Origin of the sequence: Stenotrophomonas sp. TWI1151 (assembly GCF_039673135.1) — a bacterium.
In the GTDB taxonomy this organism is placed as follows: Bacteria; Pseudomonadota; Gammaproteobacteria; order Xanthomonadales; family Xanthomonadaceae; genus Stenotrophomonas.
In genome coordinates, this window is the sequence record NZ_JBDJLA010000002.1 from 308,756 (window position 1) to 331,426 (window position 22,671).

Consider the following 22,671-nt stretch of genomic DNA (forward strand, 5'->3'; position numbering starts at 1 on the left):
CGCCCCCGCGGGCGAACCGGATGCCGTGAAGCGGACGCACGGGGGCAGCGCCATGCAGGCGGCATGGCGGCAGGCCCCGGCAACCTCCCCGCGGACGTTCCAGGTCGAATCGGAGGACGGTCATGTCCTCCGGCCGGGGCCGGTATTCGGGCTGATGGACACGGGCGCGGACGCCCACCTAGTACCTGCCGCTTCCCAGGCGCGAAGGCCCAGTGCTGTTGGCAGGAGTCGTTTCCATTCACCGCTGCGGGGCAGCTCCGGAATGGGCGCGCGAGGCGCCTTCACCGGATTCCCGTTTAAATCCATCCCTTCATCTGCATGAAGCGATGGATACCTTCGGCGAGCACAAGGTAGGCCGAAGGCGAGCGATGGTCAAGTCGTCTGTCCGATTCATCCCACTGCATCCAAACCACTGCCACCTGCGTATCTCCCTGCAAGCCCGCCCGTTTGGACTCCCATGCGCCAGCCCTTGTCCTGCCTGATCCTGCTGCTGTCGGTGATCGCCCCCCCCGTGAGTGCCGCCGATCAGACCGTGCAGCGCCAGGAAGGCCGCGCGTACGCCACCGCCGATGGGCGCCTGCTGTATCGCGAGACCCATTGGCTGCAGGGGCCGACAAGCGCCCAGTCGAGGTTGGTGCTGTACCGCTGCAGCGACGGGCGTCCCTTCGCGCGCAAGTGGATGACCCCGCAGGGCAGCCCGCAGACGCCGGATTTCACCCTGGACGATGGACGCGATGGGTATCAGGAAGGCGTGCGCGGCGGTGCCGCTACCCGCCAGGTATCGGTCCGCGCCAGCGCGCAGGCACCGACCTTCAGCAGGGCCATCACGATCCCCTCGGGGGCGGTGGTGGATGCCGGGTTCGACGCGGCGGTGCGCAGCCATTGGGCCGCGTTGCAGGCCGGGCAGAGCGTGGCCTTCCAGTTCCTGCTGCCCAGCCGCCAGCGCCTGGTGCCGCTGAAAGTGCAACGCACGGGTGCGGTGACCTGGCAGGGTCAACCGGCCGAACAGCTGCAGATGAAGCTCGATGCCTGGTTCGGTTTCGCCGTGCCCGCGGTCACCTTGGTGTATGCCACCGCAGACCAGCGCCTGCTGCAGTTCACCGGCACCGGCAACGTCCGCGATGAGAAGGGCAAGTACCCGCAGGTGCGGGTCGAGTTTCCCGCCGCACCGGTTGCAACGCCCGCCGCCGAGCTGACCGCTGCCCGCACGCAGCCGCTGGTGAAGACATGCGGTGCCTGAGCGCCCCCTTGCAGATGGCGCCGGGAGCAAGGAGGATGCCGATACGCCCGTTATCGACATTGAGCCTGCAATGCCCGAGCTGGACGCCGCCGCTACCGCTGCATCACATCGTCTGGACGAGCTGCTCGTCCGGGTCGCCGGCGGTGATCGCCAGGCGTTCGAATCGGTCTATCAGCTGGCCTCCGGCCGCCTGTTCGCGATCTGCCTGCAGGTGCTGCGCGACCGCGGCGATGCCGAAGAGGTACTGCAGGACGTGTTCACCACGGTCTGGAACAAGGCGGCGCAGTTCGACCGCGCCAAGGCGGCGGCCATGACCTGGCTGTCGATGCTGGCCCGCAACCGCTCGATCGACCGTCTCCGCGCCGCGCCGCCGCGCGCGCTGGATGATCTGTCGGTGGCCGAGGAACTCCCCGATGTCGCGCCGCAGCCGGCCCAGGTGGCCGAACAGGCGTCGGATCACGAGCGCCTGCAGGACTGCCTGGATACGCTGGAGCCGCGCCGTCGCTCGCTGATCCGGCTGGCCTTCCTCGATGGCGCCAGCTATGAGGAACTGGCGCGCCGCATTGGTTCGCCGCTGGGCTCGGTGAAGAGCTGGATCCGCCGGGGCCTGGGCCAACTGCGGGTGTGCCTGGAACGATGAACGCCCGCGACCTCCATGATCTGCATGACGACGGCGAACCGCCGAGCGCCGACATCCTCGCCGGTGAGTACGTGCTGGGGGTGCTCGATGCCGCGCAGCGTGCCGAGGTTGAACGCCGCATCGCCAGCGATCCCGGCTTCGCGCGATTGGTCGCCCAGTGGGAGAACCGCCTTGCGCCCCTGCTCGAATCGCTCGGTACCGAAGCGGTGCCCGCGCATCTGTGGCCGCGCATCCGCACCTCGCTGGGCTGGCCCGCCGCAACGACCGCCTCGCCACGGGTCTGGCAGCGCACCGGTTTCTGGCAGGGCATGACCGCGCTGGCCGCCGCGCTGGCACTGGTGGCGGTGTTCAGCCGCCGCGATCTGGAGCCGACCACACCGTCGCCTACGCCCGTGGCGGTCACGCCGACCCCGCCGACGACACCGGCCGAGCCGGAGCAGGCCACCAAGCCGGTCACGCCGCTGTTGCACGACGACGGTACGCCGGGCTGGCTGGCGTCCGTCGACAAGGCCCAAGGCAAGGTGCTGATGGTGCCGGTCCCGGCCGCGGCCGATGCGGCCGGCCGTGCACCCGAGCTGTGGCTGATCCCGGCCGGCGGCACCCCGCGTTCGCTGGGCCTGGTCTCGATCAACCGCGCGCACACTGTTGCGGTGCCGGCCACGCTGCGTGATGCACTTGTGAATGGCTCGGTGCTGGCGATCACACTGGAACCGTCAACCGGTGCGCCGCAAGGCATTCCGACCGGCCCGATCATCGCCAAGGGCGACATCGCCAACCTGTAATCGCACGGACGCACGGTTTTTTTTCCGGATCCGTGCATCCAAACGGCGCCCGCTCCCGTATCTCCTGATAACGCCTCAGGAGAAGCGAGTCATGTCGGTCAGCCCCACCCCCGACGCAGGACGCACCGCACAGCGACGCCGCTGGGCCACGCTGTGGCGTTGGTTCGATACCAGCACGGATGCGGCGGCTGCGACCGGCCAGCCACAGCGGGTGGACTGGGTGCGGGCCATCCCGTTCGCGGCGATGCACCTGGCCTGCCTGGCGGTGATCTGGGTGGGTGTGTCCTGGGTCGCGGTCGGCGTGGCGGTGGCACTGTACGCGGTGCGCATGTTCGCGATCACCGCCTTCTACCACCGCTACTTCTCGCACCGTACCTTCCGCACCTCGCGCGCCGTGCAGTTCCTCTTCGCGCTGATCGGCGCCTCCAGCGTGCAGCGCGGCCCGCTGTGGTGGGCCGCGCATCACCGCAACCATCATCGCCATACCGACACGGCGGCCGATCCGCATTCGCCCTCGGTGCATGGCTTCTGGTGGAGCCACATGGGCTGGTTCCTGACGGTGGAAGGCTTCCGTACCGACTGGTCGCGCATTCCCGATCTGGCCAAGTGTCCCGAACTGCGCTGGCTGGATCGCTTCGACACGCTGGTGCCGATCGCGCTGGCCGCGGCACTGTTCGGCCTGGGTGCGCTGCTGGAGCGCATCGCGCCGTCGTGGGGCACCACCGGTGGGCAGATGCTGGTGTGGGGCTTCTTCATCTCCACCGTGGTGCTGTTCCACGCCACGGTGACCATCAACTCGCTCGCGCACCGTTTCGGCCGCCAGCGCTTCAACACCGGTGACGACAGCCGCAACAATCTGTGGCTCGCCCTGCTGACGTTTGGCGAAGGCTGGCACAACAACCATCACTTCTTCCCGGGCACCGCGCGCCAGGGCTTCTACTGGTGGGAAGTGGATGTCACCTGGTATGGCCTGCGTGCGATGGCCGCACTCGGCCTGGTGCGTGACCTCAAACCCGTGCCGGCCTGGGTGCTAGCCAAGGCGGAGCACTGACATGCGTATCGCCGTGATTGGATCGGGTATCGCCGGCCTCGCCAGTGCGTGGTGGCTGAGCCAGCAGCATGAAGTGACGCTGTTCGAGGCCAATGACTACCTCGGGGGCCACACCCATACGCATGAGGTGGAGGTCGATGGCCGCACGCACGCGGTGGACACCGGCTTCATCGTGTTCAACCCCGCGCACTACCCGTTGCTGACCGGCCTGTTCGAGGAACTGGGCGTGGCCTCGCAGCCGACCACGATGAGCTTCTCGGTGCACAGCGAACGCAGCGGGCTGGAGTACAACGCCACCTCGCTGGACACGCTGTTCTGCCAGCGCCGCAACCTGGTGTCGCCGCGCTTCTGGGGCATGCTGCGCGACCTGCGCCGGTTCTACCGCGAGGCGCCGGCGCTGCTCGCGCGCGACGATGAAGGTCCCTCGCTGGGCGAGTTCCTGGACAAGGGCCGTTACGGCCGCACCTTCATCGACGAACACCTGCTGCCGATGGCCTCGGCGCTGTGGTCGTCGCCGACGGCCAGCCTTGCCGCCTTCCCGGCGCGCTATCTCGTGCAGTTCATGGCCAATCACCAGATGCTGCAGATGACCGGGCGCGCGCCATGGCGCGTGGTGCAGGGCGGCTCGGCGCGGTATGTCGACGCGCTGCGCCGCCGCTGGCAGGTGCGTGAGCGCCTGGAGTGCCCGGTGTTCGGCGTGGAGCGCCACGAGCATGGCGTGCGCGTGCACAGCGCTGCCGGGCTGGAAGGCTTCGATCAGCTGGTGCTGGCCTGTCACAGCGACCAGGCGCTGGCCTTGCTCTCCGATGCCGATCTCACCGAGCGCGCGGTACTGGGCGCGATCCGTTACCAGCCCAACGAGGTGGTGCTGCATACCGACGCCAGCCTGCTGCCGCGTGACCGCAAGGCCTGGGCCGCCTGGAACGCGCATGTGCCGCGCGACCCGCTGGCGCCGTGCACGGTCAGCTACTGCATGAACCTGCTGCAGGGCATCGATACCCCCACGCCCCTGGTGGTCACCCTCAACCGCAGCGAGGCGGTCGATCCGGCCACCGTGCTGCGCCGCCTGCAGTATGCCCATCCCGTGCACGACCACGCGATGGTGCGGGCGCAGCAGCGCTGGACGGAAATCCAGGGCCATCGCCGGACCTGGTTCGCCGGTGCGTACTGGGGCTGGGGCTTCCACGAGGATGGCATCCGCAGTGCCCGCCGCGTGGTCGATGCATTGCAGGCGTTGGATGCCGAGTCCTACTGGCCGCTGGCCGAGGCACTGCCAGCATGACCGCCAGTGCGATCTATCGCGGCTGGATGCGCCATCGGCGGCACGCGCCGCACGCGCACGCGTTCGGCTACCCGATCGCGCAGCTGCTGCTGGACCTGGACGAACTGCCGCGCCTGTTCGAGCGGCGCTGGCTGTGGTCGGTGGGTCGCCGCAACGTGGTCGAGTTCCGCCGCAGCGACTATCTCGGTGCGCCCGATCAGCCGCTGGCCGATGCCGTACGTGCACGCATCACCGAGGCACTGGGCCACGCGCCCGCCGGGCCGATCCGCCTGCTGACGCATCCGCGGTATGCCGGCCATGTCTTCAATCCGGTGAGCTTCTATTACTGCTATGCCGCTGATGGCACCACGCTGGACAGCATCGTGGCGGAGATCACCAACACGCCCTGGAAGGAACGCCACGCCTACGTGCTGCCGGTGGCGCAGGCCGATGCCCAGGGCCGCGCGCTGTGCTGGTCCTTCGACAAGCAGTTCCACGTCTCTCCCTTCATGCAGATGGACTGCGAGTACCGCTGGCGCTTCACCGCGCCGGGCGATGACCTGCACGTGCACATGCAGGTGTGGCGCGAGGGCGCATGCCAGTTCGACGCCGACCTGGTGATGCAGCGCCATCCGCTCACCGGTCGTGGCCTGGCCGGCGTGCTGCTGCGCTACCCGCTGATGACCCTCAAGGTCGTGGCCGCGATCCACTGGCAGGCGCTGCGCCTGTGGCTCAAGCGCAACCCCGTTCACGACCATCCTTCTCTTGCTGGAAAATCCCCATGAACGACATGACCCGTGCGGTGGCCGTGCCGCAACCGTCCGCCCTTGAAGGGTTCCTGCGCGGGCGCCTGCTGGCGCAGCTGGCACCGCTGCGCGGCGGGCACCTGCGGCTGCGCGATGCGGTGGGCGATGTGGTGATCGGCGATCCGGACGTCGCGCCCCAGGTGACGGTCTGGGTGGACGATCCCGGTTTCTACCGCGCGGTGGCCGCACAGGGCAGCGTGGGTGCAGGCGAGGCCTACATCCGCGGTGACTGGCGCTGCGATGACCTGGTCGCGCTGGTGCAGCTGCTGGTGCGCAACCGCGATCTGCTCGATGGCATGGAGGGCGGCCCGGCTCGCATCGGCGGCTGGCTGCTCAAAGGCTGGAACCGGCTGCGTCGCAACACGCGCGAAGGCAGCCGCCGCAACATCGCCGCGCACTATGACCTCGGCAATCCGTTCTTCTCGCTGTTCCTGTCCCCGGACCTGATGTACTCCTCGGCGCTGTATGCCAGCCCGGAAGATACGCTCGAGGCTGCGTCCGAGCGCAAGCTGGCCCGCATCTGCGAGCAGCTGCAGCTCACCGCGTCTGATCGCGTGGTCGAGATCGGCACCGGCTGGGGCGGCTTCGCGCTGTACGCGGCGCGCCATATCGGCTGCCACGTCACCACCACCACCATCTCGGTGGAGCAGTACACGCTGGCCAGGCAGCGGGTCGAGGCGGCCGGGCTGCAGGACAAGGTCACCCTGCTGCTCAAGGATTACCGCGATCTGGAGGGCCAGTTCGACAAGCTGGTGTCCATCGAAATGATCGAGGCGATCGGCGCGCAGTACCTGGACACCTACTTCGCCACGCTTACCCGCCTGCTCAAGGATGACGGTCTGGCGCTGCTGCAGGCCATCACCATCGAAGACCAGCGTTACGAGCAGGCGCGGCGCAGCGTCGATTACATCAAGCGCTTCGTGTTCCCCGGCAGCTTCATCCCCTCGATCAACGCCATCGTGGCCGCCAAGACCCGCAGCAGTGATCTGCAGCTGATCGGCCAGCACGACTTCGGGCCCTCCTACGCACTCACGCTGCGCGCGTGGCGCCAGCGCTTCCTGGCCCAGCTGCCGGCGGTGCGCGCACAGGGCTTCGATGCGGGCTTCATCCGCATGTGGGAGTTCTACCTGGCGTATTGCGAAGGTGGCTTCCTGGAGCGCTCGATCGGCGTCTCGCACCTGTTGATGGCGCGCCCGGGCTACCGGCCCGCGCTGATGGCCGGGGAGGCCTGACGTGCCACGCTTCTGGGCCAACGTGATCGGCAACCAGCTGGTCTGGCTCTGCGCCGTGATCGGGGCCGGTCACGGGCTGCGCTGGCCCGCGCTGTTGGCAGCGGCGGCTTACGTGGGCACTCAGTTGGCCTGGTCCGCGCAGCCGTCAGTGGAGATCAGATTGATGCTGGTGGCGATCGCCTGCGGGTTGGTCGTAGACGGGCTGGCCGGCGCCTCCGGTTGGGTGACGTACGCGGCCGGCAATGATCCGGCGTGGCTGGCCCCGGTCTGGATCCTCGCGCTGTGGGCTGCCTTCGCAATGACGCTCACGGTGTCGTTCGCGACGCTGCAGCGGCATCTGCGCCTTGCGGCGCTGGTCGGTCTGCTGTTGGCGCCGCTGGCGTATCTGTCCGCCGCGCGCGGCTGGTCGTCGGTGGTGTTCGCCACACCGCAGTGGCGCGGTGTGCTGCTGCTCGGCCTCGGCTGGGCGATCGCACTGCCGGTGCTTGCGGCGTGCGCCCGTCATTGGCAGACCCGCGCGGTACCGCTCGCCACCCTTGCTCCAGGAGACACACGATGAAGATGCTGTGGGTGGTGTGGCTGTACGCCGCCGTGATCATGACCTGGGGCTGGTGGTGGCAGCGCCGGCACCAGAACATCGGCGTGGTCGATGTGCTGTGGGCCAAGGGTGTGGGTGCGTCTGCCCTGTTGCTGGCACTGCTCGGCGATGGCGCGGCGATGCCGCGGATCGCGTTGGCGGTGCTGGGCGGCCTGTGGGGGTCACGTCTGGCGCTGCACCTGTGGCACCGCGTGCGCAGCGAGCCCGAGGACGGTCGCTACCAGCATCTGCGCAAGCATTGGAACGGCCATCAAGGAAAGATCTTCGGTTTCTTCCAGTTCCAGGCAGTGCTGATCGTGCTGTTCGCGCTGCCCTTCGTGGCGGTGTCGGTGAATCCGGAAGCACATGGCTGGGGTTGGGTGATCGCGGCCGTGGCGATGTGGCTGCTGAGCGTGGGCGGCGAATCGCTGGCCGACCGTCAGCTGGCGCGCTTCCGTGCCGATCCGGCCAACAAGGGCAAGACCTGCCGCGATGGGCTGTGGCGCTACTCGCGGCATCCCAACTATTTCTTCGAATGGCTGCACTGGTTCACCTACGTGCTGCTGGCCGTGCAGTCGCCGTTGTGGTGGCTGGCGTGGTCCGGCCCGCTGGTGATGTACGTGTTCCTGCGCTGGGTCAGCGGCATTCCCTTCACCGAGGCGCAGGCGCTGCGCTCGCGCGGTGAGGATTACCGCGAGTACCAACGCACCACGCCGATGCTGTTTCCGTGGTTCCCCTCCCGTTCGTCGTCTGCCCGCAAGGAATCTTCACCATGAATGTCGCCAGTGCCCGTCTTCCGCTGCCGGACTACGCACCGGGCCTGACCGGCCTGGCCGAACGCGGGGTGCTGCCCGATGCGCTGTTGCGGCTGGGCATCCGCCGCCAGTGCGAGCAGCGCCTGCGCGAAGAGCTGGCCGGCGGTCAGCAGGTGCAGTCGCAGCGCTTTGCGGCGCGCATCGCCGGGCTGGCCAGCAGCGCGGTGGCGCTGCACGTGGATGCGGCCAATCGCCAGCACTATGAAGTGCCGGCCGAATTCTTCCACCGCTGCCTCGGCAAGCGCCTGAAGTACAGCAGCTGCTACTACGCCACGGGCACTGAAACCCTGGACGAGGCCGAAGAGGCGATGCTCGCGCTGTACGGTGAGCGCGCGCAGCTGGCCGATGGGCAGCATATTCTTGAGCTGGGCTGCGGCTGGGGTTCGCTGACGCTGTGGATGGCCGAGCGCTATCCGAACGCGCAGATCACCGCCGTCTCCAACTCCAACAGCCAGCGCGAGTACATCCTGGGGCAGTGTCGTGCACGTGGCCTGATCAACGTCACCGTGCTGACCCGTGACGTGAATCACCTGACGCTCGATGCCGAGACCTTCGACCGCTGCGTCTCGATCGAGATGTTCGAGCACATGCGCAACTACCCGCAGCTGCTGCAGCGCATCCACGCGTGGCTGCGGCCGGAAGGCAAGCTGTTCGTGCACATCTTCGTGCACCGCACGCTGATGTACCCGTTCGAAACCGAGGGCGACGACAACTGGATGGGTCGCCACTTCTTCACCGGTGGCCTGATGCCTGCCGCCGACACCCTGCTGTTCTTCCAGCAGCATCTGCAGCTGCAGCAGCGCTGGCTGCTGGATGGCACCCACTACGAGCGCACCGCCAACCACTGGCTGGCCAACCAGGACCGCGAGAAAGAGGCGGTGATGGCTGTGCTGCGCCAGACCTACGGCGATGCCTCGGCCGCGTTGTGGCACCAGCGCTGGCGCATGTTCTGGATGGCCTGCGCAGAGCTGTTCGGCTACCAGCAGGGCCAGCAGTGGCAGGTGGCCCACTACCTGTTCAACCGTCCGTGATCACCCCACGTTCCTGGAGGAAGCCGTCATGTCCATCCGTGCTCTCGTTCCCCTGCTGGTTGTCGGCATGATGCTCGGCGGCTGCAGCGGCAACACCCGTCCGATCCCGCCCGTGGCGCATGTGGACGTGCCGCGCTTCATGGGCGACTGGTACGTGATCGCGCATATCCCCAGCCGACCCGAGCGTGAGGCGTTCGATGCCGTGGAGTCCTACGCACTGCGTCCGGACGGCCGCATCCAGACCACCTTCCGTTATCGCAAGGGCAGCTTCCAGGCACCGATCAAGACCATGCACCCGGTCGGGACGGTCAAGGAAGGCACCGGCGGCGCGATCTGGGGCATGCAGTTCATCTGGCCGATCCAGGCCGAGTACGTGATCGTGGACCTGGATCCGGAGTACAAGCAGACCATCGTGGGTCGCAGCAAGCGCGACTACATGTGGCTGATGGCGCGCACCCCGACCATCTCCGATGCCGACTATCAAGCGGCCATGACCCGCATCGCAGCGCTCGGTTACGACCTGTCCCAGGTGCGGCGCGTGCCGCAGTCCGGCAACGCTGAATAAGCGGTTCCGTGCCGCGCTTCTCAGGCCCTGAGAAGCGCGCAGGCGATACTGTCGGCATCGATCTTCCGGTTGCCTGCCTCGTGGTGGGTACCGCTGGGGAGGGTGCGTGGATCGGCCACGCACGGGCGGACAGAGGACGGCAACGTGGCGGACAAGTACTGCGATCTGGTCATGAAGGGCGGCATCACCAGCGGCATCGTGTATCCCAACGCGGTGCTGTCGCTGGCCCGTGAGTACCGCTTCAAGAGCATCGGCGGTACCTCGGCCGGCGCCATTGCGGCCGCCGTGGCCGCCGCGGCCGCGCTGGGCGATCGGCGTCGCCAGGCCGGGGAGCCGCTAGCGGCGGCGGTGGGCTTTCCGGGGCTGGCCGACGTGTCCGCGCAGCTGTCCCGGCAGGGCTTCATCCACAGCCTGTTCCAACCGGCGTATGGCGCGCGTACCGCGTATCGCCTGCTGGTGATGCTCACCGGCAAGGCGGGCCTGCTGCGCAAGGTCGCCTGTCTGCTCGCCGCGGTATTCGCCATCGCGCCGGTGGAGCTGCTGGTCTCACTGGCCGGCCTGCTCGGGATCGGTTATCTGGCAGGGGGCATCGACGGCATCTGGGCAACGTTGCTGCCCTCGCTGCTGTGCGCCTACGGGGCCGGTGTACTGGCCTCGGCGCTGCGCGTTGCCCGCGTCGCCCGCCGCAACCTGCTCGGCCTGTGCAATGGCAGCACCCAGCCAAACGCCTCCGCGCCGGCGTTGACGGATTGGCTGCACACCCAGCTGCAGGCCTTGGCCGGCAAGCCGCATGACCAGCCATTGACCTTCGGCGATCTGCACACGGCCCCGCGCTATCCCGGCGAGCCCAGCGGCGCGCATGCGATCACGCTGCAGATGATCACCACCTGCGTGTCGCACAGTGAGCCGCGCACGTTGCCGTTCAACGCGGCGCACTTCTGGTTCCTGCGCGAGGAATTCGCGCAGCTGTTTCCGGCCAGCGTGGTCGAGTGGCTGATGGCACGAGCGGGCCCTCCGCAACAGGTCGATGGGCGCGACTACTACCGCCTGGTTGATGGCGAGGATCTGCCGGTGCTGGTCGCCACGCGAATGAGCCTGAGCTTCCCGCTGCTGATCAGCGCGGTACCGCTGCATGAGCCGGCCCGTCGCGAACGCCGCTGTGAGCCGGTGGCCGATGCCGAACCCCGGCGCGACAACACCAACGTCGCCGACAGCATGGAAGGGCTCACCAGCGGTGGCCAGAACTGCGGCCCGGTGATCACCGCGTTCCGTGTGTGCTGGTTCTCCGATGGCGGCATCAGCAGCAACTTCCCGATCCACCTGTTCGACGCCGCGTTGCCGCGCTGGCCGACCTTCGGCATCAATCTGGTCTACGCGCAGCCTGCCGACGCCGTGAGCATGGTGGCTGAGGGCGACGCGCATGCACGCGCGGAGCAGGCCGTGTTCCTGCCCACCGAGAACCGCCATGGCTGGCAACGCACCTACCACGCCATCGCGCAGCCGATGGCCGCGGCGGAGATGTCCGGTTTCCTGTTTTCGATCGTATCGACCATGCAGAACTGGCGTGATGTGCTGCAGGCCCGCGCGCCGGGCTACCGCGACCGCATCGTGCATGTCGCGCTGGAGGGCGACGAGGGCGGCATGAACCTGGACATGCCGCAGGCCGTGCTCAGCCGCATCGCCGACAAGGGCAGCATCGCCGGGGAGCGGTTCTGCGATTTTTCCTTCGCCAACCATTACTGGATCCGCTGGCGCAATCTGGCCTCGGCCTACCAGCGCTACACGCTGGATGTGGCACGCACCGATGACCCCGCACAACGCGTGGCGGCATACGAAGCGGCGTATCAAAGTGTGGCCACCGGCATGCCGGTGCCGCCGTCCTACCGATTGAGTTCGGAAGACAAACGGCGCGAATCGCAGCAGCTGTGGCGGCACATGGTCGAGCAGGGCCAGACCTGGGAAGACCTCGGGCCGGACCTCACCGACGGCGCACCGCGTCCGCTGCCGCAGATGAAGGTCACGCCGATCTACTGAGTCGGCGATGGACCGCATCCCGATCCGACCTGCCCGCCGTTGGTCGGCTTCCCGTTAAACGTCACATGACCGGTAGAGCCGACCGTTGGTCGGCAGCTCTTCGCAACGGTGCCAACACTCGCGGCATCGGACGCAAGTCGACCAACGGTCGACGCTACCCGCGTCCCGGCAGCTGCGGGAACGCGCGCTGCATGCAATCCTCGCGCGGGCACACCCGGCAGCCCGGGCCGATCGAGACCGAGTTGCCCGGGCTCTGGATATCCAGCCCACGTGTGTAGATCAGCCGTTCGGCATGCTGCAGGTCGCAGCCCAGCGCCACCGCGAAGGTCTTGCGCGGTTGCCCGTGCCCGATAGGCCCACTGCTGACCTGCCGCGCCAGCCAGAAGTGGCGGCGTCCGTCGGGCATGCGTGCGGTCTGGGTCAGCACCCGCCCCGGTTGGTTGAAGGCTTCGTACACGATCCACAGCGGGCACGAGCCGCCCACCTGTGAGAAGTGGAAATCGGTGGCCGAATGCCGTTTGGAGACATTGCCGGCGCGGTCCACGCGGATGAAGAAGAACGGCAGGCCGGGCGCGCTGCGTCGCGCCAGCGTGCTCAAGCGATGGCAGACCGCCTCGAAGCCCACGCCAAAGCGGTGGGCGAGCGCATCGATGTCGTATGCGCTGTGCTCGGCGGCGCGCAGGAACTGCGCATACGGCATCACCAGCGCACCGGCGAAGTAGTTGGACATGCCGATCCGCGCCTGCGCGATCTGCTCCGCTTCGCCGAAGCCCGCGCGGGCGATCACCGCATCGATCTGCGCCGCATAGCCCAGCAACGCGAGCTCGGCGGCCATCTGGAATGCCTGCTGGCCCGGCTCCAGATAGTCGGGCAGCCACAAGGTGCGGCTGCCGCCGTCGTAGACGCGCTTCTCGCGCCCGGCCTGCAGCGGCCCCACTTCCACCAGCACGCCATGGCGGTCGGCCAGCAGCTGGCGCAGGCGCGGCGCCACGTGCCCGGCTACCAGCCCCCATTCGCCGAACAGCTGCTCGGCCAGGTCATCCAGCTCGGGGATGTGGTTGTGCATGCGGTTGAAGAAATCGCGGACCTGATCGCCCGCGGGCAACGCCTGCCCGGCGTGCACATCACCCAGCTGGAACTCCAGCGCGGCGGCATGCTCGCGCAGCATCAGGTGGCGGCGGTGCAGGTCGAGCAGGGCACGGCTGATCTGCGGCAGGTTGCCCGCCATCGCGCGCAGTTCGGTGCTGCTGACATCGGCCAGGCCCAGGTCGCGCAGGGTCTCGCCCAGCGATTCCTGCAGCGCGCCGGGGTCATCGACCTCGAACAGCTCGCTGACGTCGCCCAGTACGGCGCGCAGCTTGCCCTGCACCGCCGGGGTCAGCGGCCGCTTGTTGCGCTCGATCTGGTTCAGGTAGCTGGCCGACAGCCCCAGCGCCCTGGCCAGGGCCAGCTGGCTGTAGCCGCGCTGCTCGCGCAGCTTGAGCAGGCGCAGGCCGATCTGGCGTTGGACGGACTGGCTATTCACAGAATTCACAAGAATCGTAGCGGGCATTGGCCAGATTAAGCGCATACAGGCCGGAAATCGAGGGTGGCACTGTGAATAATGCCAACAACTTTCGACCCGCCGGGATTGTCCATGACTGTTGCAGCGCCCCGTATCCGCATGTTGATCGATGGCCAGTTCATCGAATCGACCAGCTCGCATTGGCAGAACGTGGTCAATCCGGCCACCCAGGACGTCCTGGCCCAGGTCCCGTTCGCCACCCCCAGCGAAGTCGACGCCGCCGTCGCCTCGGCCAAGGAAGCGTTCAAGACCTGGCGCAAGACCCCGATCGGCACCCGCGCGCGCATCTTCCTGAAGTACCAGCAGCTGATCCGCGAGAACATGAGCGAGCTGGCCCACATCCTCAGCGCCGAGCAGGGCAAGACCGTGCCGGATGCCGAGGGCGATGTGTTCCGTGGCCTGGAAGTGGTCGAGCACGCTGCCGCGATCGGCAACCTGCAGCTCGGTGAGCTGGCCAACAACGTGGCCAACGGCGTGGACACCTACACCCTGCTGCAGCCGCTCGGCGTCTGCGCGGGCATCACCCCGTTCAACTTCCCGGCGATGATTCCGCTGTGGATGTTCCCGATGGCCATCGCCACCGGCAACACCTTCATCCTCAAGCCGTCCGAGCAGGACCCGATGGTCACCATGCGCCTGGTCGAACTGGCGCTGGAAGCGGGTATCCCCAAGGGCGTGCTGAACGTCGTGCACGGCGGCGAAGAGGTGGTCAACGCGATCTGCGATCACCCGGATATCAAGGCCGTTTCGTTCGTCGGTTCCACCCGCGTCGGCACCCACGTGTACAACCGCGCCTCGCTGGCCGGCAAGCGCGTGCAGTGCATGATGGGCGCCAAGAACCACGCCGTGGTGCTGCCGGATGCGAACAAGGAACAGAGCCTCAACGCGATGGTCGGTGCCGCCTTCGGTGCGGCCGGCCAGCGCTGCATGGCCGCCTCCACCCTGGTGCTGGTCGGCGAAGCACGCGAGTGGGTGCCGGACCTGGTGGCCAAGGCCAAGACGCTGAAGGTCAGCGGCGGCAGTGTCGCCGGTACCGATGTCGGTCCGGTGATCTCCTGCGCCGCGCGTGAGCGTGTCGAAGGCCTGATCGCCTCGGGCGTGGAGCAGGGCGCCAAGCTGGTGCTCGATGGCCGCCACCCGCAGGTCGATGGCTTCGAGAAGGGCAACTTCGTTGGTCCGACCATCTTCGCCGGCGTGACGCCGGGGATGCGCGTGTACGACGAGGAAATCTTCGGGCCGGTGCTGGTGATCCTGGAAGCGGACACCCTGGAAGATGCCATCGCACTGATCAACGCCAACCCCAACGGCAACGGCACCGCGCTGTTCACCCAGTCCGGCGCGGCCGCCCGCAAGTTCCAGGAAGACATCGACGTCGGCCAGGTCGGCATCAACGTGCCGATCCCGGTGCCGGTGCCGCTGTTCTCGTTCACCGGCTCGCGTGCCTCCAAGCTCGGCGACCTAGGCCCGTACGGCAAGCAGGTGGTGATGTTCTACACCCAGACCAAGACCATCACCTCGCGCTGGTTCGATGACGAGACGCTGGGTCATGGCGTCAACACCACCATCAGCCTGAAGTAAGCAACAGCAACAACGGAGTTCGACCATGAGCCACTCGATGACGACGGAACTCGACGAAGCGCAGCAGGCCTATAGAGAGGCAGCGCGTGACTTCGCCCAGGCCGAACTGGCGCCGCACGCCGCGCGATGGGATGCGGAGGGCATCTTTCCGCGCGAGGCGATCGCCAAGGCAGGGGAACTCGGGTTCTGTGGTTTGTACATGGATCCCGAGGTCGGTGGCAGCGGCTTGAGCCGTCTGGACGCCGCCGTCGTCATCGAGGAGCTCGCCAATGTGGATCCGTCCACGGCGGCCTATGTCAGCATCCACAACATGGCGTCGTGGATGGTGGCCAAGTGGGGCCAGCAGAGCCTGCGTGCCGCGTGGGGCGCAGACCTCTCCTCCGGCACGAAGCTGGCCTCGTACTGCCTGACCGAGCCGGGTGCCGGTTCGGATGCGGCCTCGCTGAAAACCAGCGCGGTGCGTGACGGCGACGATTACGTACTCAATGGCTCCAAGGCCTTCATCTCCGGCGCCGGTGCCACCGAACTGCTGGTGGTGATGGCGCGTACGGGTGGCCCGGGCGCGGGCGGCATCAGCGCGATCGCGGTGCCGGCCGATTTGCCGGGCATCAGCTACGGCCGCAAGGAAGAGAAGATGGGCTGGAACAGCCAGCCGACCCGTGGCATCACGTTCGAGAACGTGCGCGTGCCGGTCAGCCATCTGCTCGGCGAGGAGGGCAGCGGTTTCAAGCTGGCCATGAAGGGCCTGGACGGCGGCCGCATCAACATCGCCGCCTGTTCGCTGGGCGCTGCCCAGGGTGCACTGGATGCCGCCCGCCGCTACATGGGCGAGCGCCGCCAGTTCGGCAAGGCGCTGTCGGAATTCCAGGCGCTGCAGTTCAAGCTGGCCGACATGGCCACCCAGCTGGTCGCCGCCCGGCAGATGGTGCACACCGCGGCGCGCAAGCTCGATGCCGGTGCCAGCGATGCCAACGTGTGGTGCGCGATGGCCAAGCGCTTCGCCACCGACGCCGGCTTCAACATCTGCAACGACGCGCTGCAGATCCACGGCGGCTACGGCTATATCCGCGAATACCCGATTGAACGGTTGCTGCGCGATTCGCGCGTGCACCAGATCCTGGAGGGCACCAACGAGATCATGCGTGTGATCGTGGCCCGCCACCTGCTCAACACTGAAGAGGAACTGCGATGATGGAGTGGCGCCAGCATGATCATGTCGGCCTGAAGGTCGAGGCCGATGGCCACGTCGCGGTCATCACCCTCAACAATCCGCCGGCGCATACCTGGACCGTGCACAGCCTGTCCGCGCTGCGCGATCTGGTCGACGCACTCAATGCAGACCGCGATATCTACGCGCTGGTGATCACCGGCGATGGCGAGAAATTCTTCTCTGCCGGTGCCGACCTGAAGCAGTTCGCCTCCGGCGACAAGGCCGCCGCACGCGAAGCTGCACGTCGCTTCGGCGAGGCGTTCGAAGCCCTGTCCGGGTTCCGTGGTGTCTCCATCGCGGCAATCAACGGCTACGCGATGGGTGGCGGCCTGGAATGCGCGCTGGCCTGCGACCTGCGCATCATCGAAGAACACGCCCAGGTGGCGCTGCCGGAGGCCACCGTCGGCCTGCTGCCGTGCGCCGGCGGCACCCAGAACCTGCCGCGCCTGGTCGGCGAAGGCTGGGCCAAGCGCATGATCCTGCTTGGCGAGCGCATCGATGCGGACACCGCACTGCGTATCGGCCTGGTCGAAGAAAAGGTCGCCAAGGGCGAAGCCAAGGCACTGGCGCTGGCGTGGGCGCACAAGGCGGGCAAGCAGAGCCCGACCAGCATCGCCGCGTGCAAGACGCTGGTGCAGGCCACCCGCACCGGTACCCACGCCTCGGCGCTGGTGGCCGAGCGCGAGGCCTTCGTCGATCTGTTCGACAGTGCCGACCAGGCCGAAGGCGTGAACGCCTTCCTGGAAAAGCGCGCTGCAGAGTGGAAGAACGCATGAGCACGCCGGCCGCCAGCGACGAGGCACCGGTGCTGTTCGAAGAGCGCACCGCCGGTAATGGCACGCGCATCGGCATCGCCACGCTCAACGCCGCCCGCACCCTCAACGGGTTCTCGCTGCCGATGGCGCACCTGCTGCGCGAGCGGCTGGAGACCTGGGCGCTCGATGATGGCATCGCGCTGGTCGTGCTGCAGGGCGCGGGCGAAAAAGCGTTCTGCGCCGGCGGCGACCTGCACAGCCTGTACCGCAGCATGGTCGACTACCGCGAGAGCGGGAAGACCGACATCCGCGACAACGCCTACGCCGCCGAGTTCTTCGACGTCGAGTACCGCGTCGACTATGCGATCCACACCTATCCCAAGCCGATCCTGTGCTGGGGCCATGGCATCGTCATGGGCGGCGGCATCGGCCTGATGTCCGGGGCCAGCCACCGCGTGGTCAGCGAGCGCTCCAAGCTGGCGTTCCCGGAGATCACCGTGGGCCTGTTCCCCGACGTGGGCGGCAGCTGGCTGCTGCCGCGCGTACCGGGCAAGGGCGGCCTGTTCCTGGCCCTGACCGGTGCGCCGCTCAACGCCGGCGATGCGATCTATGCCGGCCTGGCCGATATCCACATCGCCGAGGCACAGCGCGAGACCGTGTTCAACGCGCTGGCGGACGTGCACTGGAGCCGCGATGCCAAGCGCAATCACGAACAGTTGACCGCGCTGCTGCAGCAGCACGCCAGCGATGCGGCCACCGGCCCGCTGCTGCGCAATGCCGCCGCCGTGGATGCGCTGTGCGCCGGTGACGACGTTGGTGCGATCGTCGAGACGATTCTTGCCTTGGAGACCGAGGACGCCTGGTTGAAGACCGCGCAGGCCACGCTGGCCGCCGGTGCACCCGGCTCGGCGCGTCTGGCGTTCGAGCTGCAGCGCCTCGCCGACGGCGCAACGCTGGCCGAGGTCTACCGCATCGAGTACATCGCCGCGCTGCATGCGGCTGCCCACGGCGATTTCGCCGAAGGCATCCGCGCACTGCTGATCGACAAGGACCGCACCCCGCAGTGGCAGCCGCGCACGCTGGCGGACGCCACGGCCGAGTGGGCCCGCACCTTCTTCGTTTCGCCGTGGTCCGATGCCGCGCATCCGCTGGCCGACCTCGGTGCCACCGTCCCTGAAAGGAGCCACGCATGAGCCGTATTGCATTCATCGGGTTGGGCAACATGGGTGGCCCGATGGCCGCCAACCTGGCCAAGGCCGGTCACGCCGTGCGCGTGTTCGATCTGGTGCCCGCCGCCGTGCAGGCCGCCGTCGATGCCGGCGCCACCGCCGCCAGCTCGGCACTGGATACGCTGATCGACGCCGAGATCGTCATCTCGATGCTTCCCGCGAGCCGCCACGTGGAAGGCGTTTACCTCGGTGATGATGGCCTGCTGGGCGATATCCCGGGTGGCGCGCTGGTCATCGACTGCAGCACGATCGCCCCGGCCACCGCCCGCAAGGTCGCCGAAGCGGCCGCCGCGCGTGGCCTGCAGATGCTGGATGCCCCGGTGTCCGGCGGTACCGCAGGTGCCCAGGCCGGCACGCTGACCTTCATCGTCGGCGGCGAAGCCGAGGCGCTGGAGCGTGCGCGCCCGCTGCTGCAGGCGATGGGCAAGAACATCTTCCACGTCGGTGCCAGCGGTGCCGGCCAGGTCGCCAAGCTGTGCAACAACATGGCGCTGGGCGTGATCATGGCGGTGACCGGTGAGTCCATCGCCCTGGGCGTGGCACACGGGCTGGACCCGAAGGTGCTCTCGCAGATGATGGCGGTCAGCACCGGCCGCAGCTGGGCCACCGAAGTGTGCAACCCGTGGCCCGGCGTGCTGGAAAACGCCCCGGCCTCGCGCGGCTACAGCGGCGGCTTCGGCAGCGACCTGATGCTCAAGGACATGGGCCTGGCGGTGGAAGCGGCGATGAGTGTCGGCGCCTCGATCCCGCTGGGCGAGCTGGCCCGCAACCTGTATTCGATGAACCACCAGGCCGGTCGCGGCAAGCTGGACTTCTCCAGCGTGGTGCAGCTGATCACGCACGACAAGTAACGGGTAGTGCCGGCCGCTGGCCGGCAACTTCACTATCGAAACCGGCGACATCCGGCTTCACCGGTAGGCAACGACCGTTGGTCGTTGCAACGGAACAAGATGCATCCCATGGGTACGCCCACGGGATCCACCGCGGTGGGATGGGCGGTTGCCAGACGTTCGCGTCAGGCAGCCGCCCATTTTTTTATCGGGTCACTCGGCCGTCGACGGCGCGCGCGGCAAGTCCCGGCAGCGTGCCTGCATGCGCTCGCCACCGGGTGTGCCAGCGCGGATCTCCCCGTCCTGCAACCACCCGTAGATTTCGCGCCGCACGCGATACGCCGCATCCGCTGACTCGACCACATCTGCATTGTCGCTGGCGAGCGGGGCACCCGGCAGCGCCGCCTCCGGGATCCTGCCCAGGACCGCCAGCTGCGTGCACAGACCGGCGTAGTAGGCCGTGCGCTCGTCAACTGCACCGCGATCACCGGCGGCGAAGCCCAGGGCATGGAAGGTCTCATGCGCGACCAGGTCCACGAGATTGGCCTCGGTCCGCGCGCGCGATTCGTACACGCGTATGGCCAAGGTCAGATGCGGCACGCGGAAGCGCAGCGATCGGGTGCGCAGGTTCAGGCGCGTTCCGTGGGGCATGAGCAGTGCCGTATAGGCCGCGCGTCGCTCGGGATACCACTGCTGCGCGTGGCGTGCAGCGGCATCGATCAGGGCGCAGGCATCGGTAGCCGGCAGGGTCGCCGGCGGATAGGCCGCGATCCGGATGCGGGCTGCCGCGTCAGGGCAGGCGTAGGTCTCTGGCAGCCCGGGTGCAGCCGTGCCGGGCAGATACAGATCGGTCACCACGTGCACGAACCCGGCGCCGCGGAAGAGAGACAGCGCGTTCATCCCGTTCGAGGCGATCGCCTCGGGTGGCGCGATGGGAGCGGTAGCGCAGCCCCCCAGAAAACCGCTGAGCAACAGCGCGGCCAGAATCCTGTGCATGTCCGTTTGCCAGTGAGGATCGTCTGGCCAGTCTACGGTGGCGACGGGGATGTGTGCCCGTCGCCACGGCAGGTCATGCGGGGGGATCAGACCACCGTCAGCGTCACGTCGATGTTGCCGCGGGTCGCATTCGAGTACGGGCACACGATGTGCGCCTTCTGCACCAGCGCTTCGACCTGCTCGCGCGGCAGGCCCGGGACCGAGATTTCCAGCGCCACTTCGATGCCGAAGCCGGTCGGGATCTGGCCGATGCCGACCTTGCCGGTGATCTGCGTTTCCGCCGGCAGGGCGACCTTGGCCTGGCCAGCCACGTACTTCAGCGCGCCCAGGAAGCAGGCCGAGTAGCCTGCGGCGAACAGCTGCTCCGGGTTGGTGCCCGGGCCGCCCGCACCGCCCAGCTCGCGCGGGGTGGAGAGCTGGATGTCCAGCACGTTGTCGGAAGAGACGGCGCGGCCGTCGCGGCCGCCGTTGGCAGTGGCCTGGGCGGTATACAGAACGTTGGCAATGGACATGGGAATCTCCTGCGGAGTGAAAAGGGTGGGCCAGATGGCAGGTGTACTGTGCGCGCCCGCATCGTACTTGTGGCAACATTTCGTCCAGAAAACTTGATCTGGAGTCCGCCATGGTCGACCGACTGCAATCCCTGCTGGACCGTTTCGCGGTGTCTGCCGAGGTCTTCCACGCGGGCGCGCTGTGCGGCATCAACGATCTGCCAGCCGACGGCGAGCGCGGTCAACTGCACCTGATCCGCGAGGGCGATGTACGCGTCGAGCACCCGGATGGCAGCACGCTGCAGATCACCACGCCCAGCGTGCTGCTGTACCCGCGCCCGCTCGCGCACCGCTTCGTCACCGATGCCACGCGGGGCGCGGATTTCGCGTGCGCCAACCTGCAGTTCGAAGGGGGCGCCAACAACCCGGTCGCCGCTGCGCTGCCGCCGATCGTGTGCCTGCCGCTGGAGGGCTTGTACGGCGGCCAGCCGGTGCTGTCACTGCTGTTCGAAGAAGCCTTCGCGCAGCGCTGCGGCCGCCAGGCGCTGCTGGATCGTCTGTTTGAAGTGGTGCTGATCCAGATCCTGCGCGCGCTGATGGAGAGTGGCCAGATCCGCGTCGGCCTGCTCGCCGGCATGGCCCATCCGCGCCTGCGTCACGCGCTGGTGGCGATGCATGAAGCGCCCGCCGACGAGTGGACGCTGGAGTCGCTTGCGCAGCGCGCCGGCATGTCACGCAGCGCCTTCGCCGACAGCTTCCGCGACACCATCGGCAGTACGCCCGGTCATTACCTGCAGGGCTGGCGCACCCGCCTGGTGCAGCAGGCGCTGCGCCGCGGCCATCCGCTCAAGCGCATCGCCATCGACGTGGGCTACGGCAGCGAAGCAGCGTTGTCGCGCGCGTTCAAGGCGCAGACAGGGCAGTCGCCGCGGCAGTGGAAACAGGGCAGTGTGGCCACCGAACGATAACGCGATGCACGCCGACGTCGCTCAGATCGCCCACTCCCGATCCGTCGTGAACATGATCGTCAGCCAGCGGTCCGGCGACTCCTCACCCAGCGCTTCGCCGATCTCATCGCGCAGGCGATCCCATTCGATCAGCGCCCGCGGTGGATCATCGGCGCGCACCACGAAGAACAGCTCGATCTGCTCACCGCGCCCGACCTTGGCCACGTAGCTGCGGTATTCCAGGAAACCGTGCCTGGCCACGATATCGCGCGCCACCTCGTCCACGTGGGTCTGCAGATCCAGCGGGGTGATCAGCAGGATGTCCGACAACGCCTGGCGCACCGTGCCCATCGGCGCCACCACCACGAACAGGCAGACCACCAGCAGGATCGCCGGATCGATGTACGGCACCAGCCACGCCCACTGCGTGCCACCCAGCACATAGCCGCCGACGAAGGCGACCAGATACGCCGCCGACATGCTCGCCGCGACCACCCAGTTCTTGGCATCGAGTGCGATGAAGTCCGAGCCGATCGACCGGTTCGCCCGGCGTACGAACAGTGCCAGCCCGGTTTCGGCCACGATCGAGATCACCGCAAACAGGATCGCCGGCCCGAGCGCGATCTCGCGCCCGCCGGACATCAGGGCGTCCACCGCGTTGACCGCCGCGTACAGCGCCGCGCCGATCATCAACGTCCCGCTCACCCCGAGCACGATCGGTTCCAGATGCCAGAAGCCCATGGTGAAGCGCTGGTTCAAGCGCGACTGCAGGGTATCGACGTGGGTCGACAGGCTGATCAGGCGCACCACCAGCAGCGACAGCCAGGTCATCACCACGTCGATCAGGCCGTAGATGCCGTCGAAGATGATCAGCGAGGAGTTGGCGAGCAGGCCAAAGGCCACCGCTGCGGCGGCCATCGCCAGCGATGCGGCGATCGACAGGCGCAGGACGCCTTGTTCGGTGGTGGGGTCGAAGCTGGGAAGGCGGAGTGCGGGCATGGATGCCTGGCGGGGTTGGTGCAGAGCCGCATTGTCTA

Annotated in this window: 22 protein-coding genes and 1 riboswitch; of the genes, 18 read left to right on the forward strand and 4 right to left on the reverse strand. The window is 67.8% G+C overall.

The annotated features are described in order from the left end of the window. Window positions 1-119 precede the first annotated feature (119 nt). Window positions 120-353, reverse strand: a riboswitch (cobalamin riboswitch). A 104-nt stretch (window positions 354-457) separates the two neighbouring features. From ABE422_RS05465 to ABE422_RS05520, 12 genes are all read left to right on the forward strand, one after another. Continuing rightward, a complete protein-coding gene (locus tag ABE422_RS05465; protein ID WP_346482615.1) occupies window positions 458-1,240 on the forward strand; it encodes a hypothetical protein in 783 nt (260 codons plus the stop codon). A gap of 70 nt (window positions 1,241-1,310) precedes the next feature. After that, entirely contained in the window at window positions 1,311-1,880 is a 570-nt protein-coding gene (locus tag ABE422_RS05470) for a sigma-70 family RNA polymerase sigma factor (protein WP_313208884.1), read from the forward strand. Beyond that, window positions 1,877-2,662, forward strand: a complete 786-nt coding sequence (locus ABE422_RS05475) for an anti-sigma factor (protein ID WP_313208883.1) — start codon at window positions 1,877-1,879, stop codon at window positions 2,660-2,662. Before ABE422_RS05470 ends, ABE422_RS05475 begins: the two co-directional genes overlap by 4 nt. Before the next feature lie 91 nt (window positions 2,663-2,753). Next, window positions 2,754-3,713: an acyl-CoA desaturase gene (locus ABE422_RS05480; RefSeq protein WP_346482616.1), complete on the forward strand. Its 960-nt coding sequence runs from the start codon at window positions 2,754-2,756 to the stop codon at window positions 3,711-3,713. Window position 3,714: 1 nt separating this feature from the next. After that, window positions 3,715-4,995: an FAD-dependent oxidoreductase gene (locus ABE422_RS05485; protein ID WP_346466237.1), complete on the forward strand. Its 1,281-nt coding sequence runs from the start codon at window positions 3,715-3,717 to the stop codon at window positions 4,993-4,995. Then, on the forward strand, window positions 4,992-5,759 hold the full coding sequence (locus tag ABE422_RS05490) for a DUF1365 domain-containing protein (RefSeq protein WP_313219890.1): 768 nt from the start codon (window positions 4,992-4,994) through the stop codon (window positions 5,757-5,759). Before ABE422_RS05485 ends, ABE422_RS05490 begins: the two co-directional genes overlap by 4 nt. After that, window positions 5,756-7,012 (forward strand): cyclopropane-fatty-acyl-phospholipid synthase family protein, encoded by a 1,257-nt coding sequence (locus tag ABE422_RS05495; RefSeq protein WP_313219891.1) that lies wholly within the window; start codon window positions 5,756-5,758, stop codon window positions 7,010-7,012. Before ABE422_RS05490 ends, ABE422_RS05495 begins: the two co-directional genes overlap by 4 nt. A gap of 1 nt (window position 7,013) precedes the next feature. After that, window positions 7,014-7,571, forward strand: coding sequence for a DUF2878 domain-containing protein (locus ABE422_RS05500; protein ID WP_346466235.1), 558 nt, complete (start codon window positions 7,014-7,016; stop codon window positions 7,569-7,571). Beyond that, window positions 7,568-8,365 carry a DUF1295 domain-containing protein gene (locus tag ABE422_RS05505; protein WP_346481100.1) on the forward strand — a complete coding sequence of 266 codons (798 nt, stop codon included), beginning with the start codon at window positions 7,568-7,570 and terminating at the stop codon, window positions 8,363-8,365. The genes ABE422_RS05500 and ABE422_RS05505 overlap by 4 nt, the downstream gene beginning before the upstream one ends. Beyond that, window positions 8,362-9,435: a class I SAM-dependent methyltransferase gene (locus tag ABE422_RS05510; protein ID WP_346482617.1), complete on the forward strand. Its 1,074-nt coding sequence runs from the start codon at window positions 8,362-8,364 to the stop codon at window positions 9,433-9,435. Before ABE422_RS05505 ends, ABE422_RS05510 begins: the two co-directional genes overlap by 4 nt. 28 nt (window positions 9,436-9,463) lie before the next feature. Then, entirely contained in the window at window positions 9,464-10,000 is a 537-nt protein-coding gene (locus tag ABE422_RS05515; RefSeq protein ID WP_313208876.1) for a lipocalin family protein, read from the forward strand. A gap of 144 nt (window positions 10,001-10,144) precedes the next feature. Next, the gene (locus tag ABE422_RS05520) at window positions 10,145-12,034 is read left to right on the forward strand and encodes an RpoH suppressor (protein WP_346482618.1); all 1,890 of its coding nucleotides are present in this window, start codon (window positions 10,145-10,147) and stop codon (window positions 12,032-12,034) included. 154 nt (window positions 12,035-12,188) lie between these two features. Here ABE422_RS05520 and ABE422_RS05525 read toward each other — a convergent pair whose 3' ends face one another. Then, window positions 12,189-13,559 (reverse strand): short-chain fatty acyl-CoA regulator family protein, encoded by a 1,371-nt coding sequence (locus ABE422_RS05525; protein WP_346482619.1) that lies wholly within the window; start codon window positions 13,557-13,559, stop codon window positions 12,189-12,191. Between the two features lie 111 nt (window positions 13,560-13,670). Here ABE422_RS05525 and ABE422_RS05530 point away from each other — a divergent pair, with 111 nt between their 5' ends. Genes ABE422_RS05530 through mmsB form a run of 5 tightly spaced genes read left to right on the forward strand, consistent with a single transcriptional unit; the run spans window position 13,671 to window position 19,221 of the window. Continuing rightward, on the forward strand, window positions 13,671-15,176 hold the full coding sequence (locus ABE422_RS05530; protein WP_346482620.1) for a CoA-acylating methylmalonate-semialdehyde dehydrogenase: 1,506 nt from the start codon (window positions 13,671-13,673) through the stop codon (window positions 15,174-15,176). Between the two features lie 25 nt (window positions 15,177-15,201). Then, window positions 15,202-16,368, forward strand: coding sequence for an acyl-CoA dehydrogenase family protein (locus ABE422_RS05535; protein ID WP_121044261.1), 1,167 nt, complete (start codon window positions 15,202-15,204; stop codon window positions 16,366-16,368). Next, window positions 16,365-17,162 (forward strand): enoyl-CoA hydratase, encoded by a 798-nt coding sequence (locus ABE422_RS05540; RefSeq protein WP_346482621.1) that lies wholly within the window; start codon window positions 16,365-16,367, stop codon window positions 17,160-17,162. Before ABE422_RS05535 ends, ABE422_RS05540 begins: the two co-directional genes overlap by 4 nt. Continuing rightward, window positions 17,159-18,334 carry an enoyl-CoA hydratase/isomerase family protein gene (locus tag ABE422_RS05545; RefSeq protein ID WP_346482622.1) on the forward strand — a complete coding sequence of 392 codons (1,176 nt, stop codon included), beginning with the start codon at window positions 17,159-17,161 and terminating at the stop codon, window positions 18,332-18,334. Before ABE422_RS05540 ends, ABE422_RS05545 begins: the two co-directional genes overlap by 4 nt. Next, window positions 18,331-19,221, forward strand: a complete 891-nt coding sequence (gene mmsB, locus ABE422_RS05550) for a 3-hydroxyisobutyrate dehydrogenase (RefSeq protein ID WP_346481095.1) — start codon at window positions 18,331-18,333, stop codon at window positions 19,219-19,221. The genes ABE422_RS05545 and mmsB overlap by 4 nt, the downstream gene beginning before the upstream one ends. A 192-nt stretch (window positions 19,222-19,413) precedes the next feature. Here the strand turns inward: mmsB and ABE422_RS05555 are convergent, their stop codons facing one another. Continuing rightward, entirely contained in the window at window positions 19,414-20,196 is a 783-nt protein-coding gene (locus ABE422_RS05555; RefSeq protein WP_346482623.1) for a hypothetical protein, read from the reverse strand. Between the two features lie 86 nt (window positions 20,197-20,282). Continuing rightward, window positions 20,283-20,708 (reverse strand): organic hydroperoxide resistance protein, encoded by a 426-nt coding sequence (locus ABE422_RS05560; RefSeq protein ID WP_259260512.1) that lies wholly within the window; start codon window positions 20,706-20,708, stop codon window positions 20,283-20,285. A gap of 110 nt (window positions 20,709-20,818) precedes the next feature. Here ABE422_RS05560 and ABE422_RS05565 point away from each other — a divergent pair, with 110 nt between their 5' ends. Beyond that, window positions 20,819-21,655, forward strand: a complete 837-nt coding sequence (locus ABE422_RS05565) for an AraC family transcriptional regulator (protein ID WP_346464216.1) — start codon at window positions 20,819-20,821, stop codon at window positions 21,653-21,655. Window positions 21,656-21,676: 21 nt separating this feature from the next. Here the strand turns inward: ABE422_RS05565 and ABE422_RS05570 are convergent, their stop codons facing one another. Then, complete coding sequence (locus tag ABE422_RS05570; protein WP_102788854.1) at window positions 21,677-22,633, reverse strand: cation transporter; 957 nt, start codon at window positions 22,631-22,633, stop codon at window positions 21,677-21,679. Between the last annotated feature and the right edge of the window lie 38 nt (window positions 22,634-22,671).

Coding starts and splice junctions, on each gene's coding strand:
- ABE422_RS05465 (WP_346482615.1), top strand. CDS start 458: ATGCGCCAGCCCTTGTCCTGCCTGATCCTGCTGCTGTCGGTGATCGCC.
- ABE422_RS05470 (WP_313208884.1), top strand. CDS start 1,311: ATGCCCGAGCTGGACGCCGCCGCTACCGCTGCATCACATCGTCTGGAC.
- ABE422_RS05475 (WP_313208883.1), top strand. CDS start 1,877: ATGAACGCCCGCGACCTCCATGATCTGCATGACGACGGCGAACCGCCG.
- ABE422_RS05480 (WP_346482616.1), top strand. CDS start 2,754: ATGTCGGTCAGCCCCACCCCCGACGCAGGACGCACCGCACAGCGACGC.
- ABE422_RS05485 (WP_346466237.1), top strand. CDS start 3,715: ATGCGTATCGCCGTGATTGGATCGGGTATCGCCGGCCTCGCCAGTGCG.
- ABE422_RS05490 (WP_313219890.1), top strand. CDS start 4,992: ATGACCGCCAGTGCGATCTATCGCGGCTGGATGCGCCATCGGCGGCAC.
- ABE422_RS05495 (WP_313219891.1), top strand. CDS start 5,756: ATGAACGACATGACCCGTGCGGTGGCCGTGCCGCAACCGTCCGCCCTT.
- ABE422_RS05505 (WP_346481100.1), top strand. CDS start 7,568: ATGAAGATGCTGTGGGTGGTGTGGCTGTACGCCGCCGTGATCATGACC.
- ABE422_RS05510 (WP_346482617.1), top strand. CDS start 8,362: ATGAATGTCGCCAGTGCCCGTCTTCCGCTGCCGGACTACGCACCGGGC.
- ABE422_RS05515 (WP_313208876.1), top strand. CDS start 9,464: ATGTCCATCCGTGCTCTCGTTCCCCTGCTGGTTGTCGGCATGATGCTC.
- ABE422_RS05530 (WP_346482620.1), top strand. CDS start 13,671: ATGACTGTTGCAGCGCCCCGTATCCGCATGTTGATCGATGGCCAGTTC.
- ABE422_RS05535 (WP_121044261.1), top strand. CDS start 15,202: ATGAGCCACTCGATGACGACGGAACTCGACGAAGCGCAGCAGGCCTAT.
- ABE422_RS05540 (WP_346482621.1), top strand. CDS start 16,365: ATGATGGAGTGGCGCCAGCATGATCATGTCGGCCTGAAGGTCGAGGCC.
- ABE422_RS05545 (WP_346482622.1), top strand. CDS start 17,159: ATGAGCACGCCGGCCGCCAGCGACGAGGCACCGGTGCTGTTCGAAGAG.
- mmsB (WP_346481095.1), top strand. CDS start 18,331: ATGAGCCGTATTGCATTCATCGGGTTGGGCAACATGGGTGGCCCGATG.
- ABE422_RS05555 (WP_346482623.1), bottom strand. CDS start 20,196: ATGCACAGGATTCTGGCCGCGCTGTTGCTCAGCGGTTTTCTGGGGGGC.
- ABE422_RS05560 (WP_259260512.1), bottom strand. CDS start 20,708: ATGTCCATTGCCAACGTTCTGTATACCGCCCAGGCCACTGCCAACGGC.
- ABE422_RS05565 (WP_346464216.1), top strand. CDS start 20,819: ATGGTCGACCGACTGCAATCCCTGCTGGACCGTTTCGCGGTGTCTGCC.
- ABE422_RS05570 (WP_102788854.1), bottom strand. CDS start 22,633: ATGCCCGCACTCCGCCTTCCCAGCTTCGACCCCACCACCGAACAAGGC.